Source organism: Enterococcus sp. AZ194 (assembly GCF_051713825.1).
In the GTDB taxonomy this organism is placed as follows: Bacteria; Bacillota; Bacilli; order Lactobacillales; family Enterococcaceae; genus Enterococcus_K.
In genome coordinates, this window is record NZ_JBIOQR010000001.1 from 2,968,081 (window position 1) to 2,985,847 (window position 17,767).

The following is a 17,767-nucleotide window of genomic DNA, read 5'->3' on the forward strand; positions in this document are numbered from 1 at the left end:
CTGTCGAAAGATGGACTCGTTCTCGCTCATTGAAAACTGAATATAAAAAGTAAGGAGCGATGATGATTGCTGAAATCTTACAATCAAAAAGTCATTGAAACTCCTACGTATATCGAAATTTGGGAATATGAAAAACCAGTTATTTACAAAATCAATGAAAAGAAATCCTTTGAATACGAACATGAATCCCCTGAATGGATCAAAAACTTAAATAAACGAAATAGAAAATTTGATGACTTAACTGCAAAAGAACAATATGACAGTCTCAAACGAAAATCAAAACATTATCGAAATATGCGCTTTGAGATTGCACGATTAGTTGACGAAAATTTTGATAAAAACACAAAATTCTTAACACTCACCTTTAAAGAAAACATCCAAGACATTGCTACTACGAATGATGAATTCAAGAAATTTATTAAACGATTAAACTACCAAATTTATAAAACGAAGAAATCCCGAATCAAATATCTCGCAACGTGGGAAAAGCAACAACGTGGAGCGATCCACTACCACATCATCCTGTTCTCCTTCCCTTTCGTTCCTCATGAACGATTGATGGAGATTTGGGGACATGGATTAGTTTGGATCAATAAGATCGATGTGGACGCTGCCGAAAACCGAGGAAGATATGTCAGTAAGTATTTTGATAAAGATTTGGATATCAAAGAGCATAAGAAAAAAGCCTTTTTCAAATCTCAAAATCTGAAACTTCCGAGAGAAACAAAAAGACTGACAGAGAAAAAAATCAATAAAGAGGAATTCGATGTGCTGTTCTCAACAAACTACATTCGTAAAACACCGAAATTTTTAATAGTGCTGAATGAAGAAAACCGTTTTGAACAAGTCATCGAATTTGAAGAATCCAAAGTGACCTATACAAAAATAAAGAAAGACAAGAAATCAACTGTTCATTGAATTCATCATTCGTGGTAGCAACGTTCTTGTATATGAGGTGTGTTATGAAAGTAGATATTCCAATTGAGTACGATGACATTCTCATAGAGATCATCACTCAAAATGTGATTCAAGCATTACAAAAATCAAAAAAACTGGATTCTGAGGTTGATGAGCTTCCGCCTTATCCAAATAGAAAACAAGTTAAAAGAGTTCTGAAAATCGGAGATGAACGATTAAATCAATGGATTGATAGAGGTTTAAAAGTGATCCCATTCGGTAAAGAAGTGCGATTTGATCGTGCAGATATTCAAAAATTCTTAAGTAGATTAAAAATTTAAGCCTTGATTGTCTTCGTAAAGCTGTCTATGCTTACGACAAGAAAGGAGAAAAATATCCTTTGATATACTGGCGAATTACAAAGGAGAAATTATGATAAAAAAATATCAAAAGAAAAATGGCGATACTGCCTATATGTTCAAGGCCTATCTAGGGATTGATCCCCTAACTGGTAAGAAAATGTCCACGACTCGACGTGGATTCAAATCATCACAAGAAGCGAAAATTGCGTTAGCGCGACTAAAAGTTGACGTAAAAGACAATAAATATACACCCGAGAAAAATTATACATTCACTCAGATCAAAGATTTATGGATCAGGCAGTATAAGCATACTGTCAAAGAAAGCACTTATCAACGAGTGAAATTTCTCTTCGATAAAAACATCTCCGAAAAATTTGGTGATAAGCGTATTTCCAAATACACCGTTTCTTATTGCCAAAATACCATTAATGAATGGAAAGAAAACTATGCGACTCATCGAGCTTTAAAATCTTATGTATCTAAAGTGTTCGACTTTGCGATCAAAATGAATGTTTTAACGGATAACCCAATGACCTATGTTTCCTTCTCTACAGGAAAAAATAGTCTTGAAACTAAAAAAGAAGTTTATTTGGAAGCTGATGAATTAAAAAAATTTCTTGCCTACTGTGAAAATGACTCTTTTCCATTAACTTTTCCATTCTTCAGACTACTTGCTTTTACAGGAATAAGAAAAGGTGAAGCCTTAGCGCTAACTTGGAATGATGTAGATTTTAAAGATAGGCAGCTCACCATCAATAAAACGGCCGCCTTAGACGAGAAAAATAAAGTCGTCGCCACTTCACCAAAAACTCCAAGTTCTAATCGAACGATTTCATTAGATCAGCGGACTGTCGATATATTAAGACAATGGAGAAAAGATCAAAGAAAATATTTATTAGCATATGGTCAAAATGCAATGCAACCAAATCAATTAGTCTTCGCGTCAAAAAATAATAACTATATCGCGTTAACAAGATTCAACAACGTTTTAACTAGAATTTGTGACAATCATGACTTCCCTCGCTTAAAGATTCATGGATTTAGGCACACACATTGCAGTTTGCTTTTCGAAGCCGGCTTATCTGTCAAAGAAGTTCAGGATCGATTGGGTCACAGCGATGTACAAACCACACTAAATATCTACACCCATATCACTAAGAAACAAAAAGATGTAGTGGCAGAAAAGTTCTCAAATTATGTCAACTTTTAAGGGATGGTCAAAAGTATGGTCAAAAAACAAAAAAATAGCTAGAACCCTTATCTGACAAGGATTCTAGCTCATAATAATCAAAAGTGATTATTTTACAGTTACAGTAGCTCCAACTTCTTCTAAAGCAGCTTTTAATGCTTCAGCGTCGTCTTTAGAGATACCTTCTTTAACTGGTGCAGGAGCGCCATCAACTACAGCTTTAGCTTCTTTCAAGCCAAGACCAGTTGCTTCACGAACTGCTTTGATAACTTTAACTTTTTGATCTCCAGCTGCAGTTAATTCTACAGTGAATTCAGATTGTTCTTCTGCAGCAGGACCTGCAGCAGCGCCAGCAGCAGCTACAGGAGCAGCAGCAGTTACGCCAAATTCTTCTTCAATAGCTTTTACTAAGTCGTTTAAGTCTAAGATAGTTGCTTCTTTTAATTCAGCAACGATGTTTTCAATGTTCAATGCCATTTTTTGTTTCCTCCATTTGAGTAATTATAGTTTTATTTTTAAACAAATTCTATGCGGCGATTAAGCTGCATCTCCTTCTTTTTCTGCCACTGCTTTGACAGCGTAAGCCACGTTTCTGACTGGCGCTTGTAGTACAGATAACAACATAGAAAGAAGTCCTTCGCGGTTTGGTAGTTTTGCCAAAGCGGCGATTTCCTCAACTGAAGAAACTTTCCCTTCGATAATACCACCTTTGATTTCTAATGCTTTTGCATTAGCGGCAAATCCGTCGATGATTTTTGCAGGTGCTACGACGTCTTCATTACTGAAAGCGACTGCAGTTGGTCCTGTAAATACTTCATCTAAGCCGTCTAAACCTGCTTTTTTGGCAGCACGAGAAAGGATAGAATTTTTGATAACTTTCATTTCAACGCCTGCTTCACGCAATTGTTTACGTAATTCAGTAACTTCTTCAACAGTTAATCCACGGTAGTCAACGACTACTACAGATGCAGCTGCTTCGAATTTAGCAGTTACTTCATCAACGATTGCTGATTTTTTAGCAATTGCTGCTTCACTCATTTTTATTTCACCTCCTGATTTTGATGGAGAGGTTGATCTACAACAAACGAATTTGTTGCAAAAAAATAACCCCATGCCACCGTAGACATAGAGGGACTATTGATATTCATCAATATTTGTCCTCGGTAGGAAATTAAGACTTACGTCACCTACTGTCTTCGGTACAGTTAATTATTAACCTCAACCACCTTACCATAGATAAGGCGATTGAGTCAAGAATTATTTTAATTCAAATTAGAAAGAAGCTTGGTCTACGTGAACTCCAGGTCCAAATGTTGTTGTTACTGAAATATTTTTCATGTATTGACCTTTTGCTGCTGATGGTTTAGCTTTCATTAATGTGTCATGAATTGTGTTGAAGTTTTCAACTAATTTAGCATCATCAAATGAAACTTTACCAATCGGTACATGGATGTTTCCAGCTTTATCAACACGGTAAGTTACTTTACCAGCTTTCACTTCGTTGATTGCTTTAGTTACGTCCATTGTAACTGTACCAGTTTTAGGGTTAGGCATTAATCCTTTAGGGCCTAAGACACGACCTAATTTCCCAACTTCAGCCATCATGTCTGGAGTTGCTACTACTACGTCAAATCCGAACCAGCCACCTTGAATTTTTTGAACCATGTCTGCATCACCAACGTAATCAGCGCCAGCAGCTTCTGCTTCTTTTGCTTTTTCACCTTTAGCGAAAACTAACACAGATTGTGTTTTACCAGTTCCGTTTGGAAGCACAACTGCTCCACGGATTTGTTGGTCAGCTTTCTTAGGATCTACGTTTAAACGGTAAGCAACTTCAACTGTTGCGTCAAATTTTGCGATATTTGTTTCCTTTGCTAAAGCAACTGCTTCTGCTACAGGGTAAACTTTTGTTAAATCAACTTTTTTTAATGCATCTTGCATTTTTTTGCTCTTTTTAGCCATTTTGTTTCCTCCTTGATTGTGGTTATAACGGTTTAACCTCCCACGTATTCTATATCTTTCAATACAGATTCGACTGAGAAGCTACTTCTTTAGGGTTGACAATTAACTTGTCACATCGACTATAAAAATTATTCTACAGTGATTCCCATGCTTCGTGCAGTTCCTTCTACCATGCGCATTGCGGCTTCAATACTTGCTGCGTTTAGGTCTTCCATTTTAAGCTCAGCGATTTCTTTTACTTGATCGCTAGAAACTTTAGCAACTTTATTTTTGTTTGGTTCGCCTGAACCTTTTTCAACTTTTGCAGCTTTTTTCAATAATACTGCTGCTGGTGGTGTTTTTGTAACGAATGTGAATGAACGGTCTTCGTATACAGAGATAACCACTGGAATGATTAAACCTGCTTGATCAGCTGTACGAGCATTGAATTCTTTAGTGAATCCCATGATGTTAATACCCGCTTGACCTAGTGCAGGACCTACTGGGGGAGCTGGAGTTGCTTTACCTGCAGGAATTTGCAATTTAACGATTTTTTCTACTTTTTTTGCCACGAGACATACCTCCTTGAGTCCGTGATGTGGTTAATTGGAGATGCATATTTCTCCTCCCACTTTCATTTTCTATGCCAAGAATCGGCACACAAAATATAGCGTGCTTCGGAGCACACTGGTTTATTATATCAAAATTCCTTCGACTTTCAACCTTTTCCCACTATTTTCTTTTTATTTTCATAAATAAACAGATCCGTTCCCTTTAGGTATTTCAATTTCCGCCAATTTTTGGCAAACTATTGCTAAAAAATACGTTCTTACCTCTGCCACAACTGTGAGGCGTAACACCTTCTTTTAAGGCTTGGATTCATTTTCCTTAAATTCCTTTAAAAAGTCTTCATAGGAACTAAGTTGTGCTCGCTTGAAATCAGTTCGCGTCCCCTTTGATTTATTTGGGAGATTGTGTTTTCTTTTCTTGGGTTTCTTTTTATCGGCCAAATCCTCTTGCATCAATCGTCGTTCTTCTGGGCAAAGATACTTTGTTTTATCTGCTGCATCCGCTTTTTGATTATACAAAGTCGTCATCTCTTTTCGAATATCCTCAATGACTTCAGACATGACCTTATAGTGAGGAAGTAATATATAGAGGTAATCTTCTCGGGTTTCTAGTGGAAAATGAGAGCGCACCGATACCGTCAAAGCCTCTTCTACTCCCTTCACCCTTGTTTCAAAATAAAGGGAATTGGTTCTTTTTGCTTGCCTAACTTTAACCCGTTCAACAAAAACTAGCGCTTTTAATTCACTAACTATCACTCTTTCTAAAATCTGATAATATTTAGCGGGAACCTCTTTCTTTTTTGAGAAAAAAACAATTTCTTTGCCATCGATGATCATTCTTATCCCTCCGAATCTTTCAGCTACTAATTTTCATAATTATACCGCTGATTTCTTTGATAACAGAGAAAAACACATGATAATTCCCTACTTACTTGCAAAAAGCTCTCCTAAACATTTGAAAAACTTTTTCATTTATTAAATAGAGCTATCATTACACTAATTTTCTGCTAATAATCCAAAAAATTTTCTTCAATTTCCTTCCCTTTGTGCTACACTACAACCAAAGAATAGTAACGCTAATCCAAGAAAATTAAGAGGTGAATCAATTGGATCAATTAAAGTATCGTAGCGTGTTTGACATCATCGGACCAATCATGATTGGCCCAAGTAGTTCTCATACCGCTGGAGCCGCTCGAATCGGAAAAGTCGTTCGCAGTATTTTTGGCGAGCAACCTGACTCTGTTGACATTTATCTTTACGAATCTTTTGCCAAAACTTATCGCGGACACGGAACAGACATCGCTTTAGTCGGCGGCCTTTTGGGAATGGAACCAGATGACCCACGTTTAGCTGATTCCTTAAAAATTGCTTACGAAGAGCAGATGGACGTCTTTTTTGTTCCAAAAAAAGAAAAAGCTGACCATCCAAACTCTGTCAAGATTCTCTTAAAAAAAGGCAAACGAACACTTTCCGTGACAGGGATTTCTATTGGCGGTGGCAACATCCAGCTGTCTGAATTAAATGGGTTCAAAATTTCTTTGAGTATGGGCACGCCGACCTATATCATAGTTCATCAAGACCTTCCTGGCATGATTGCAAAAGTCACTGGTGTCCTCTCAGAATCAAATATCAATATCAGCACGATGACAGTAACTAGAGAATCAAAGGGTGAAAATGCCATTATGATTATTGAAGTAGATGACCCACAAATTGGTGAAACCGTGGCAAGACTAGTCACGCTACCACACATTTATAGCGTAAATTATTTTGACTAAAAGGAGACAAATCATGTTCCTTACTATCCAAGAATTAATTCAACAAGCAGAACACTACGCAAGCGTTTCTGAGTTGATGATTGCAACTGAAATGCAGACAAGCGGACGAACACGCGAGCAAATTATCGAGTTGATGGAACAGAATCTGGTTGTTATGAAACAATCTATCGATGAAGGTGTTTCTGGCGTTTCATCGGTGACGAAAATTACCGGTGGAGATGCAAAACGTTTAGACGATTACCTAAATTCGGCTAACTTTCTTAGTGGCGAAACAATCCTATCTGCTGTGCGAAATGCCATCGCCGTTAACGAGGTCAATGCCAAGATGGGACTTATCTGTGCCACCCCCACTGCGGGTAGCGCTGGTGTGGTCCCAGGGGTTTTGCTTGCTGTCACAAAACGACTAGAATTAACACAGGAACAACAAATCGAATTTCTATTTACTGCTGGCGCATTTGGTCTAGTCATCGCAAATAACGCCTCTATTAGTGGGGCAGAAGGTGGCTGTCAAGCTGAAGTCGGTTCAGCAAGCGCTATGGCTAGTGCCGCGCTTGTCTGTGCAAGCGGTGGAACAGCTGAAGATGCAGGACATGCGTTAGCCATCACCTTAAAGAATATGATGGGCCTCATTTGCGATCCTGTGGCGGGCCTTGTCGAAGTTCCTTGTGTGAAACGAAATGCTTTGGGTGCCTCTCAAGCCTTCATCTCTGCAGATATGGCTCTAGCTGGAATCAAAAGCGTGATTCCTCCTGACGAAGTGATTCAGGCTATGTATCAAGTAGGCAGACAAATGCCTGCTATTTTCAAAGAAACAGCAGAGGGTGGCCTAGCCGTAACCCCTACTGCTCAAACGATAACCCAAGAACTGCAAGAAAAACAAACCCAATAAACAAGGGTCTACAAAAAAAACGCCTCTTTGAGCAGACGTTTTTCTGGTAGACCTTCATTGTTTGCTGTTTTCTAAGACAGCCGTTTAATTCTCGGCGATTGGCAATCCCATCATTTCGTTTTTTTACTTTTTATTTGCAATTGATATTCTGTCATTAAGCTCTAATGGTCACAGGGTAAAAGTGACCACGGGATTGCCATGCCTTCTGATTATCATAATCAAATCAGTTGTTTTCAACCAAATAGTTGCTTGATTATCATTAGGATGGACACCGATAATTCCAGGGTCATCAAGTAGCGCTTCATCAATACAAAACTGAACCTGTCGTTTTGTATCATTCAGTAAGCCCAATGGCGTCACCGCTCCAGGTGTCAGCCCTAACATCTCTTGTAAGTCTTCCTTTGAGGCAAACGATAAGGGGCGCGTTGTATGCCTTTCTCTGAACTCTTTTAAATCGATTCTTTTTTCACCTTGCACAGTTATCAAATAATAGTTTTTCTTTTTATCATCACGAATAAATAGATTCTTAGCCTCTGCTTCTGGATGAAGTAGCTCAACTTTCTCAAGTTCTGCCATCGTATAAACTGCCTTATGCTCCATCAGCTCATAGTCAATCTGTGATTCATTCAAAAAATCTAAAATATCCGACTTGCTTATTGTCATCTCCCTAAAATATCCTCTCTCCATTAATTATTTTATCTCCAGTATTCTTCATCACACAATCCTCATTTTTTAATTGACCACAAAAAATTACTTACTAGCTGGTCGACGTCTTTATTTTCATGTAGTTGACTGTGTTGAGCATTCTTTCCTTCGAAAATTTTTGTTTGAACGGCATTCCCATTCTGTGTCAGTAAGGCGTTCACGGCTAATGCACTTCCCAGAGGTACAGTGCCATCACTTAAATCTGAATCGCTTAATTGCCCAGCAACTAATAATACGGCTATATCTGTTGAAATCTGCCCAATTGTCTGTTGATACTCCTGATAACGTGCTGATTTATTTGTCGGTCCATTGGTCAGTTCTTCATTTAAAATAGTCAAACTCGGTGTCTCATCAAAATCATTAAAAGGAGAACCGATGGCAACAAATTTTCCAATTGTAGGAAGTCTCGTATCTGCACCGTACGCACCTAAATAGCGTAAGCTGCTAACTCCCCCCATTGAATGCCCTACTAAATTCACTTGATTGACTTGGAAGTTTTCCTTTAGATACAACAAGCAGGCACGAATCCATTCTGCTTGATTCCATTCATTGTTCTTATTGTCCGTAAATAACACCTGAACGATGGGGTTCGTTTCATTCCCCGACAAAGTTCCTTCAGAAGTGACTTCCCCCGTGCTCGATACTGTCAATAAAAGTTCTTTTGTTGCAATCCCAGTTTCTTCTAGCCGATGAATCATGCCACCAAAAGACCCCTTCGTCCCACTATACCCGTGGATAAACAGCGCTGGAACAGCTGTTTTTTTCACTTCTGCTATGACGTTCTTAGCCTTTTTTGGGTTACTCGAAATTGGATTTGCTGCACTACAAGCAGTCAATAAAACAAGCATAAAAATAAGTAATCCAGCAATATTTTTCCTCATCCTTCTCCTCCTCAACACCTTTAAACTATACAAAAAAAACCGAGAAATTCTCGGCTCAAATTAAATCTTATCAACTTGTTCAAAGTCTAATTCTGTGCTTGTTTCACGACCGAACATATCAATATTCACTTTTAATTTTTGTTTCTCTTCATCAACTTCAGTGACTTGTCCTTCCAAACCAGAGAAGGCCCCTTCGATAATCTTCACAACTTCTCCGACTGTTACGTCAAGATCAGATTGGCGAGTACTCATACCAATCGAACGAAGAATATGGTTAATTTCTTCTTGCAATAATGGTGCAGGCTTACTTCCTGCTCCGTGAGATCCCACAAATCCGGTTACACCAGGCGTGTTTCTTACAACATACCAAGAATCATCCGTCATCGTCATCTCCACTAGAACATAACCAGGGAATGTTTTATGAACGATTTCTTTTGTTTTCCCATTTTTCACTTCTGTTTCTGTTTCTTCAGGAACAACCACACGAAAAATATAGTCGCCCATTCTCATACTTTGCGCACGAGATTCAATATTCGCTTTTACCTTATTTTCATAGCCGGAATACGTATGTAACACGTACCAATTTTTTTCAAAAGATTCCATTCTTTCGGCTCCTCATCTCATTCTAAAATAAAAAAACCTCAGTCTCCCCGAAGTTTTTCTTCTCACTTATTATAGCACCCTTACTCGCGTTTTACTAGTTGATTCTCAAATATCGTTGGCATTTTAAAAAAAATGCAAACTTCTTTCAAACGGTCTTTATAGAATAAAGACTACCCTAGAATCCATGCGAATACGTTTTGAACTAATGTGTCCATCACGAAAAACATAACAGCAAAAATAATTGATGTTTCAATAACGATCAATGTATCACGGCGCAGTTGTTTTCCTGTTGGCCAAGTCACTTTTTTCATCTCGTCTTTTACGCTACGTAAAAATTTCATAAAAAAATCCTCCTACTTCGTCTCTTTATGTAGTGTATATTGATTACAATACTTACAAAATTTATTAATCTCTAAACGTTCGCCTCGTTTGCCTTCACTAACGGACTTCGTATAGTTTCGAGAGCCGCAGACAGAACATGCAAGAGCTGCTTTTTTTGTTGCCATGGGTATTCCTCCTCACTGAAGCTCACAAATGTACCAAATAACATTAGCATGATTTGCCTGAACTGTCAATTCCGTTTCTACTTTTGTATGTGTCAAGTATTTTGCGGTAACCATTATTTTAGAGTGATAGGTACGGCTCTATTTATATTATTTCACTTTCCTACCGCGCTTCGCTTGGTTGAATTGTGTCAAGTAAATCATTTTTGCTAAAAATAATTTACTTGACACAATTGCCATTTGGTAGGGCATTATGAATTTTTTTAACTACATAATCCGCGAATCAGTTTTCCCATGCCCGTTGATGTTTTTTCTTTTCCTGTTACATGTCCGTATTGAATGCCTACATGCTCTTCAAAACGATTCCAACGCTTACTAGTCGTATTTCTTAATGCTTGTTGGCAGCGTTTCTTCAACGCGTCTTCCGGTTCTGCTGGTGCATAATCTGTCATCAAGCATTGTTCAATTTCTTTGTTTTTTATACTTGATATCACTCGCACCATGGCTTCAGCTCCACTCTTTGTCCAATAGCGTCCTTGTCGTTTCATTCGATAGCTGTACACTCTATGATTGCTTTCACAGGTGCCTATGCATTTTTGAATCCCAGCTAAATTTCGTTGTTCAAAAGGTTGTAGCCACTTCCAGTTTCTAGTTAAGTAGTTTTCTAATAGACGCAGAGATTCTCGGTTTTTTTCTGTGTCTTGCTCGTCCACTAACAGGCTCGCCGCCGTATCTAACGCTACAACGACCTTGTCCCAACTATAAGCTTGCCAAATAGCCTCCATTAGATACGGCTGTAAATCTTTGAAGTTAGAGAGTCTTTCTTTAATTTTTCGATTAACATGGTACGCGTCTAAAAAGAATTCATGCCGTCTACAATTTCCCGCTAGCTCTTCAAATACATTTTTTTCAAAGCCTGAACCACCATCACTATTACTGATGACAATGGTTTTTTCAAGGCGATACGTGTTTGCTAGGTACTCTTGTGTTTCTTTTAGTGCTTGCTTACGGCTAAGGCTTACAAACTCATGATAATTTTTCAACTGTCTTCGATTTTTCCCGACTGGTCTTGAACCTTCACATACTTGAAATCGATAAATTTCTAATTGGTTTTTTTTCTGACCTTTAATTTGAATACCGTCTCCTTCAATGTAAATCGCTGAAGGTCTTCTCTTTTTATCTTTTCTTTCATCATAGCGTTCTTCCGCCGTTTGTTGGCTTTTAATTTCTTCACCCACCTGTAAGACCAACCGGTTTATTTTTCGATGACTCATGGTGAAGGAAGTCAAGAGTTCTATGGCTTTCTCACTATTCCGATACGTCATTTTGCTGGCAAGCTCCGCAACATTTCGTTTGAGTAAATGACTGTACCTATCATGGCTTTTCAATCCTAAAAAGACATCTAACGCATAAACTGAAGACTCGCCTTCCTTGATGTATCGCCTTCTACGGAATTGAATTTCGCCGAATACTGTCAATAATTTCCGATCGTTCTTTTTTTCTATTTGATACCCTTGTTTTTTGTATTCTCCAATTAAATCATCATCTATTTGTTCAAAGGCCATTGTGATGATTTCTCGGATCAAATTGGCAAGATAAATGACTAATGCTTTTTCTTTTGCAATAAAATGCGATTCACTCTTTAAAATTTCTGCAATTTCGTTTACAATAGTTTCCATGAAGACCATCCTCTTATTGTTATTGGCCGCTAAACCTAACAATTAGAATAATGGTCTTCTTTCTTTTTTTCAAATCTTACCGCAATATATTTTACACTTAGTCTACTTTTTCCGTCTTCTTTTGTCTATCTTTTCTGTCGATTTCAACCATTTTTACTTCTCACCTACTCCCACTCACGACAATCGTCATTTTTTTAGAATAAACGAGCGACGATTTCTATTTTTGAGATAGTTTTTCTACTGACGATTTTCTCTTTGAATCACTGACTTCTATTGTTGTTTTTTCTTAAGGTATGATATGATGAACATGACAAAATACTTATGTCTTGACGGAGGGATATTTATGTTATTAAAAACGATGGTTTACAAAAAAAAGGATTTAACAACTGTCAAAGAAACCAATACTTTAGAAGAAGCATTAGAGATTCTCGAAGATTCTGGGTATCGTTGTGTCCCTATTTTAGATGATTCCGGAAAAATTTTCCGTGGAAATATTTATAAGATGCACATTTATCGCCACAAATCAAACGGCGGAGATATGACGCTTCCAGTCACTCATCTCTTAAAAAATGCGACAAAATACATCTATGTAAATACTTCATTCTTTAAAGTTTTCTTCACGATTAAAGAATTACCTTACATCACTGTACTAGATGATAACAATCATTTTTACGGTATTCTTACGCACAGTTCTTTATTAAATATGTTATCTCAATCTTGGAGCATTGACAATGGAAGTTATGTATTAACGATTGCATCAACTGGGAAACAAGGTGACCTTGCAGCAATTACAAAGATCATCTCAAAATATTGTAGCGTAGCAAGCTGTATTACTCTTGATATTGGCAAAGATGAATTCATTCGTCGAACACTTATCACACTTCCTGCCAAAACAAGTAAGGACCTTTGTGATACAGTTGTTGAACATTTGGAACGTAAGAGCTTCAAAGTGCTTGAGATTGAGGATCTTCAAAATTCTGAGCATTAAAATCAACAGATAAGCTTGTTCATTCTGTCTACTTTTACGGCCAAACAAACTTGCTCTATCTATTTAAGAGGATGGGACAGAAGTGTTTAACTCCGAGAAATAAGAAGGAATTCACGGAAATGACAAGAAACACGAAAGACTTTCTTTCGATGTTGATTGATTCCTACGTGGTGCTCTTCAAATTTTTGTGACCAGGTAGGTACTGTTCTACATCTATTTACTTTGTAAATAGTGTTTCTCAGCAATTTCAGCTTATTTCCGAACCTTCAACTCTAGCATGTCTCATGCATAGAAGTTGTTGAGAGCGGAACAACGTCCTTCAATTCTTAAGGTGTTTCACCTTTAGAGATTGATGAGATCGGAGTGGTTTTACGGAGTGAAGACCTTCAACTCTAGCATGTCCCATGCGTAGAAGTTGTTGAGAGCGGAACGCAGTCCATCAATTTCTAAAGGTGTTCCACCTTTAGAAATTGATGGGGCGGAGTGAAGATGGAGTTGCTTCTGTACCCACCGTTTATTCGGATAAAGGAGGTTGGGACATAACTTTTTTAGTTATGCGCCCAACCTCCTTTTTCTCATTAATTTAATTAAGCTCGTTTCTCAAACTGTACGCGTTTATTCACGTAATACATAAGAGGAGCCGATAGTCCCATGATAATAAACTCGCTTGCAGCAAGCGTACCATACGTCGCCCAGAATGCTTCGCCACCCGTCATATTGAGCATCAAAGCAATAAGAGCCATACTAGCTGTAAATGCCAAAGTATTAATGAACAATCGAAGCTTGACATTTTTCACTTGATGATAGATTAACGCGGTCAGCCCCAATGAAAGAAGCGTCTGCGTCCCACCAAACAAGGCATCCATCGCCCCATAACCCCAAATCAAATTGTAGACGACTACCCCGCCAAAGACACCCCACATTAGCTTCCGATTGAACACCACTACATGATTGAGACTTTCGGAAATGCGTAACTGGATAGGTCCTGATGAAACGGGCTGTACAAGAATTGAGAGGACTAGATAAAGAGCCATAATAATACCATTTACTACAATAAATCTTAACCGTTTACTACTTTTTGTTTGCATAAAACCATTCCTTTCTCCTAGTTTTGATGTCGCAGGATGGTTGATGAACTGCGGTTGACTTGCAACAATCACCTATTATAACAGATTCCCTTAGAGTTTCAATTCCTAGTGTAGACAAAAAGAGGTTGGGACAGGAGTGTTTAACTCCGAGAACCGGGTAGGTACTGTGCCACATCAACTCATACTTCGTTGTGTTTTACAGCAATAAGAACCTTCAACTCTAGCATGTCTCATGCGTAGAAGTTGTTGAGAGCGGAACGCAGTCCTTCAATTCTTAAGGTGTTTCACCTTTAGAAATTGATGAGATCGGAGTGTAGATGGAATTCACGGAAATGACAAGAAAAACGAAAGCCTTTCTTTCGATGTTGATTGATTCCTACGTGGTGTTCTTCAAATTTTTGTGACCAGGTAGGTACTGTTCTACATCTATTTACTTTGTAAATAGTGTTTCACAGCAATTTCAGCTTATTTTTCGAACCTTCAACTCTAGCATGTCCCATGCGTAGAAGTTGTTGAGAGCGGAACGCAGTCCATCAATTCTAAAGGTGTTCCACCTTTAGAAATTGATGGGGCGGAGTGAAGATGGAGTTGCTTCTGTACCCACCGTTTATTCGGATAAAGAGAGCTTGGGACATAAGTCTTAAGACAAAATAAAACAGAAGACCGAAAATCATAAAAATGATTTCTAGTCTTCTGTTTTTTAGTTTCTTAGGAGAATCCTTCTTATTTTCTAGTTCTATTGTCGTCTATTTACTTTTTTAGACCTAGCCAAAATTTACTTTCGAATCTCTGCCAGTTTTTCATCAATTAGCTGAAGCACATATTCTTTTGCTTTAGCGTCATCCACAAAATTATGACGATCACCGTCAATTTGAATTTTGGGACTTTCATTGTATTCTTCATACCACCTATCATAGCGTTTGTTTAACTCTTTATAATAATCATAAAGGGTCGGGTCAGCAGCCAATTGCTCATAATCGCGCCCTCGTTTTTCGATTCTCTTAAGCATGGTCTCAAAAGAAACTCGGATGTGGACCAACAAGTCAGGATGTTTCTTTTGTGCAGCAAACGGCAACTCTTCCATCATGTTGGCTAATAGTTCATCATAAACCTTAACTTCCGTTTCTGTGGCGCGACCTAAATCTGCGTTTAAATGAAACAATAAAGAATCTTCATAGATAGAACGATCCAAAATGTTGTTATCATCCACTAGCGCCTGTTTAATACTCTCAAAGCGTTTATTTAAAAAATAGATTTGTAATAAAAAGGCATACTGCTCAGGATTTGCATAAAATAAGGGCAGTACTTCATTATCATCGATAGATTCATAAAATGCTTGGCTATTCAAATGTTCCGCCATCATTTTTGTCAAACTAGATTTGCCTGCTCCAATGGTACCTGCTAATACTATCACACTCATTGACCTCCAACTCACTTCATCATTATTCTCGATATACGATAAAAATCTAACTCATTTACTATACTCTCTTCGTGAATAGTCGTCAATCTCGACCAAGAAAGACTCATCCATTTCTCAAAAATCCTTTAAGAAAATCACAAATTTTTATAAAACTCTGCAAGTTTAATTTACTTATAGAGGATTCACGGATAAAATGAATAAGTCGAGTATCCCTATATATTCACCTCTTATCTATAGATGAGGGATTTTTTTTGCTAAAATCACCTGAAATTCATGGGAAGTTCTAACTTTTCACTATTTTTACTTGGTTTTCAGTAATTATCGTGTAAAATAGAATAGGATTTTATTCGTTAAAGGAGCTACATCAAATGAAAACTATTGGCTACGGAAAAGCAAACGGAAAGATCATTCTGATGGGCGAACATGCTGTTGTTTACGGAGAACCTGCAATCGCCTTTCCTTTTCTAGCAACTAATATTAACGCAACGATTCACCCCTGCGACTCTTTCCAATTACACTGTGCCTATTATGACGGTTCATTAGAAGGAGCCCCTGAGACTTTAAATAGTATAAAAGTGTTAATCAATCAATTACAAAAGGACTTTCCAATAGGGCCTTTATCACTGAACATTGAAAGTACCATTCCTGCTGAACGCGGGATGGGGTCAAGCGCTGCCGTCGCGGTAGCAATTACTCGCGCTTTTTTTGATTTACTAGACCAATCACTTTCACAAGAAAAGTTGCTGGCTTATGTCGAACAAGCAGAACGAATTGCTCATGGCAACCCTAGTGGTATCGATGCTGCAGCAACAAGCGGTCACGACCCGATGTACTTTACAAAGGGCCATCCGTTCAACTTCTTTCCTTTAAATATTGATGCCTTCTTAGTGGTAGCCGATACGGGCGTAAAAGGACAAACAAGAGAAGCCGTTAAAGATGTTTCGAATCTGGTCTCTGGAGATCCTGGTCAAGAAATCATGCGACACATTCATCTGTTAGGCGCACTTTCTAAAGAAGCTAAAAAAGCGATTAGTGAAAACCAAGTTCAACGACTCGCTGATATCATGAATGAAGCACAACAACATTTAAAGAAATTAACTGTAAGCAATCAGCTATTGGACACGCTAATTCAGACCGCTTTAAGCGCAGGTGCGTTGGGCGCTAAGCTGACAGGTGGCGGTCGTGGTGGCTGTATGATTGCTTTAACCAATACAAAAAAAGAAGCACAGGTAGTTTGTGAAGCACTGGAAAAAAATGGTGCCGTCTCTACTTGGATTCAAGGATTAGGAGTACATACCTATGCATAAAGGACGCGCACGCGCATTTACAAATATTGCTTTAATTAAATATTGGGGGAAAAAAGATGAAACACTGATTCTTCCAATGAATAACAGTTTGTCATTAACACTGGACGCCTTTTACACTGAGACTGAAGTCATTTTTAATGAGACCTTCACACAAGATACCTTCTATTTAGATGGCGTATTACAGGATGAAAAAGCGACAAAAAAAATCAGTCAGTTTCTTGATTTAGTTCGAGAGATTGCCAAAAAGAATCTCTATGCACAAGTCACCAGCGAAAATTTTGTTCCCACTGCTGCAGGATTAGCTTCTTCAGCAAGTGGTTTAGCAGCTTTGGCGGCAGCTAGTAATGAAGCCCTCAAGCTACAGCTATCTGAGACTGACCTTTCTCGGTTAGCTCGGCGCGGCTCAGGCTCTGCTTGTCGAAGTATCTTTGGTGGTTTTGTTGAATGGGAACAAGGAATCGATGATCATTCCTCCTATGCTACACCACTGAGTTCAGATCACTGGGAAGATGATTTGGCTATGCTTTTTGTTCTTGTAAATGACCAACAAAAGGATGTTTCGAGTCGAGATGGTATGTACAGAACAGTCACAACCTCAAGCTTTTATCCTGGCTGGTTAGCTGATGCTCCTAAAGATTTAGCAACGGCCAAAAAAGCGATCCAAGAAAAAGATTTTATTGCGTTAGGCGAAGTCACTGAAGCAAATGGTTTGAAAATGCATGGCACAACTTTGGCCGCTGTACCGCCGTTCACTTATTGGTCACCCGATAGTCTAAAAGCGATGCAAGCAGTTCGTAAGTTACGTGCAGATGGTATAAATTGTTATTTCACTATGGATGCTGGCCCAAATGTCAAAATCCTAGTAGAAAAAAAGAATAGCAAAGATGTCAAAAAATATTTAGAAACACTCTTTGATTCTTCTCAATTGGTCTGCGCATATGCCGGCCCTGGAATTGAAATCTTAAAGTAAA

Annotated in this window: 21 protein-coding genes and 1 other annotated feature; of the genes, 8 read left to right on the plus strand and 13 right to left on the minus strand. The window is 38.2% G+C overall.

What is annotated here, in order from left to right:
• The first annotated feature begins 69 nt into the window (after nt 1-69).
• The 3 genes from IGI37_RS13955 to IGI37_RS13965 all read left to right on the plus strand — a co-directional run bounded on the left by IGI37_RS13955 (nt 70) and on the right by IGI37_RS13965 (nt 2,469).
• Nucleotides 70-918: a rolling circle replication-associated protein gene (locus tag IGI37_RS13955; RefSeq protein WP_438763657.1), complete on the plus strand. Its 849-nt coding sequence runs from the start codon at nt 70-72 to the stop codon at nt 916-918.
• A 44-nt stretch (nt 919-962) separates the two neighbouring features.
• Nucleotides 963-1,238, plus strand: coding sequence for a DNA-binding protein (locus IGI37_RS13960; RefSeq protein WP_438762679.1), 276 nt, complete (start codon nt 963-965; stop codon nt 1,236-1,238).
• Between the two features lie 91 nt (nt 1,239-1,329).
• Entirely contained in the window at nt 1,330-2,469 is a 1,140-nt protein-coding gene (locus IGI37_RS13965; protein ID WP_438762680.1) for a tyrosine-type recombinase/integrase, read from the plus strand.
• An 87-nt stretch (nt 2,470-2,556) separates the two neighbouring features.
• Here the strand turns inward: IGI37_RS13965 and rplL are convergent, their stop codons facing one another.
• The 5 genes from rplL to IGI37_RS13990 all read right to left on the minus strand — a co-directional run bounded on the left by rplL (nt 2,557) and on the right by IGI37_RS13990 (nt 5,795).
• Nucleotides 2,557-2,925, minus strand: coding sequence for a 50S ribosomal protein L7/L12 (rplL, locus tag IGI37_RS13970; protein ID WP_438762681.1), 369 nt, complete (start codon nt 2,923-2,925; stop codon nt 2,557-2,559).
• A 60-nt stretch (nt 2,926-2,985) separates the two neighbouring features.
• Nucleotides 2,986-3,486 carry a 50S ribosomal protein L10 gene (gene rplJ / locus IGI37_RS13975; RefSeq protein WP_438762682.1) on the minus strand — a complete coding sequence of 167 codons (501 nt, stop codon included), beginning with the start codon at nt 3,484-3,486 and terminating at the stop codon, nt 2,986-2,988.
• Between the two features lie 53 nt (nt 3,487-3,539).
• Nucleotides 3,540-3,666: a sequence feature (ribosomal protein L10 leader region), on the minus strand.
• Between the two features lie 54 nt (nt 3,667-3,720).
• Nucleotides 3,721-4,410, minus strand: a complete 690-nt coding sequence (rplA, locus tag IGI37_RS13980) for a 50S ribosomal protein L1 (RefSeq protein ID WP_438762683.1) — start codon at nt 4,408-4,410, stop codon at nt 3,721-3,723.
• A gap of 128 nt (nt 4,411-4,538) precedes the next feature.
• A complete protein-coding gene (gene rplK, locus IGI37_RS13985) occupies nt 4,539-4,961 on the minus strand; it encodes a 50S ribosomal protein L11 (RefSeq protein ID WP_438762684.1) in 423 nt (140 codons plus the stop codon).
• Nucleotides 4,962-5,255: 294 nt separating this feature from the next.
• Nucleotides 5,256-5,795 carry a hypothetical protein gene (locus IGI37_RS13990; RefSeq protein WP_438762685.1) on the minus strand — a complete coding sequence of 180 codons (540 nt, stop codon included), beginning with the start codon at nt 5,793-5,795 and terminating at the stop codon, nt 5,256-5,258.
• A gap of 269 nt (nt 5,796-6,064) precedes the next feature.
• Here IGI37_RS13990 and sdaAB point away from each other — a divergent pair, with 269 nt between their 5' ends.
• Both sdaAB and sdaAA read left to right on the plus strand, forming a co-directional pair.
• Nucleotides 6,065-6,733, plus strand: coding sequence for an L-serine ammonia-lyase, iron-sulfur-dependent subunit beta (gene sdaAB / locus IGI37_RS13995; protein WP_438762686.1), 669 nt, complete (start codon nt 6,065-6,067; stop codon nt 6,731-6,733).
• A gap of 13 nt (nt 6,734-6,746) precedes the next feature.
• Nucleotides 6,747-7,622 (plus strand): L-serine ammonia-lyase, iron-sulfur-dependent, subunit alpha, encoded by an 876-nt coding sequence (sdaAA, locus tag IGI37_RS14000; protein WP_438762687.1) that lies wholly within the window; start codon nt 6,747-6,749, stop codon nt 7,620-7,622.
• Nucleotides 7,623-7,790: 168 nt separating this feature from the next.
• Here the strand turns inward: sdaAA and IGI37_RS14005 are convergent, their stop codons facing one another.
• From IGI37_RS14005 to IGI37_RS14030, 6 genes are all read right to left on the minus strand, one after another.
• Entirely contained in the window at nt 7,791-8,285 is a 495-nt protein-coding gene (locus tag IGI37_RS14005) for a prolyl-tRNA synthetase associated domain-containing protein (protein ID WP_438762688.1), read from the minus strand.
• Nucleotides 8,286-8,347: 62 nt separating this feature from the next.
• Nucleotides 8,348-9,208 (minus strand): alpha/beta fold hydrolase, encoded by an 861-nt coding sequence (locus IGI37_RS14010; RefSeq protein ID WP_438762689.1) that lies wholly within the window; start codon nt 9,206-9,208, stop codon nt 8,348-8,350.
• A gap of 60 nt (nt 9,209-9,268) precedes the next feature.
• Entirely contained in the window at nt 9,269-9,811 is a 543-nt protein-coding gene (gene nusG / locus IGI37_RS14015; RefSeq protein ID WP_438762690.1) for a transcription termination/antitermination protein NusG, read from the minus strand.
• Nucleotides 9,812-9,981: 170 nt separating this feature from the next.
• The gene (gene secE / locus IGI37_RS14020; RefSeq protein ID WP_438762691.1) at nt 9,982-10,152 is read right to left on the minus strand and encodes a preprotein translocase subunit SecE; all 171 of its coding nucleotides are present in this window, start codon (nt 10,150-10,152) and stop codon (nt 9,982-9,984) included.
• A 12-nt stretch (nt 10,153-10,164) separates the two neighbouring features.
• On the minus strand, nt 10,165-10,317 hold the full coding sequence (gene rpmG / locus IGI37_RS14025) for a 50S ribosomal protein L33 (RefSeq protein ID WP_161841189.1): 153 nt from the start codon (nt 10,315-10,317) through the stop codon (nt 10,165-10,167).
• 260 nt (nt 10,318-10,577) lie between these two features.
• Nucleotides 10,578-11,993, minus strand: coding sequence for an ISLre2 family transposase (locus IGI37_RS14030; RefSeq protein WP_438760992.1), 1,416 nt, complete (start codon nt 11,991-11,993; stop codon nt 10,578-10,580).
• Between the two features lie 343 nt (nt 11,994-12,336).
• Between IGI37_RS14030 and cbpA the strand changes: the two genes are divergently transcribed.
• On the plus strand, nt 12,337-12,981 hold the full coding sequence (gene cbpA, locus IGI37_RS14035) for a cyclic di-AMP binding protein CbpA (protein ID WP_438762692.1): 645 nt from the start codon (nt 12,337-12,339) through the stop codon (nt 12,979-12,981).
• A 587-nt stretch (nt 12,982-13,568) separates the two neighbouring features.
• On the opposite strand, the gene IGI37_RS14040 is transcribed toward cbpA, so the two are convergent.
• Together IGI37_RS14040 and IGI37_RS14045 are read right to left on the minus strand one after the other, a co-directional pair.
• Nucleotides 13,569-14,069 carry a QueT transporter family protein gene (locus IGI37_RS14040; protein WP_438762693.1) on the minus strand — a complete coding sequence of 167 codons (501 nt, stop codon included), beginning with the start codon at nt 14,067-14,069 and terminating at the stop codon, nt 13,569-13,571.
• A 775-nt stretch (nt 14,070-14,844) separates the two neighbouring features.
• Nucleotides 14,845-15,489, minus strand: a complete 645-nt coding sequence (locus IGI37_RS14045; protein ID WP_438762694.1) for a deoxynucleoside kinase — start codon at nt 15,487-15,489, stop codon at nt 14,845-14,847.
• 368 nt (nt 15,490-15,857) lie between these two features.
• On the opposite strand from IGI37_RS14045, the gene mvk reads away from it, so the two are divergent.
• On the plus strand, nt 15,858-16,796 hold the full coding sequence (mvk, locus tag IGI37_RS14050) for a mevalonate kinase (RefSeq protein ID WP_438762695.1): 939 nt from the start codon (nt 15,858-15,860) through the stop codon (nt 16,794-16,796).
• Nucleotides 16,789-17,766: a diphosphomevalonate decarboxylase gene (gene mvaD / locus IGI37_RS14055; RefSeq protein WP_438762696.1), complete on the plus strand. Its 978-nt coding sequence runs from the start codon at nt 16,789-16,791 to the stop codon at nt 17,764-17,766. The genes mvk and mvaD overlap by 8 nt, the downstream gene beginning before the upstream one ends.
• The last annotated feature ends 1 nt before the right edge of the window (nt 17,767 follow it).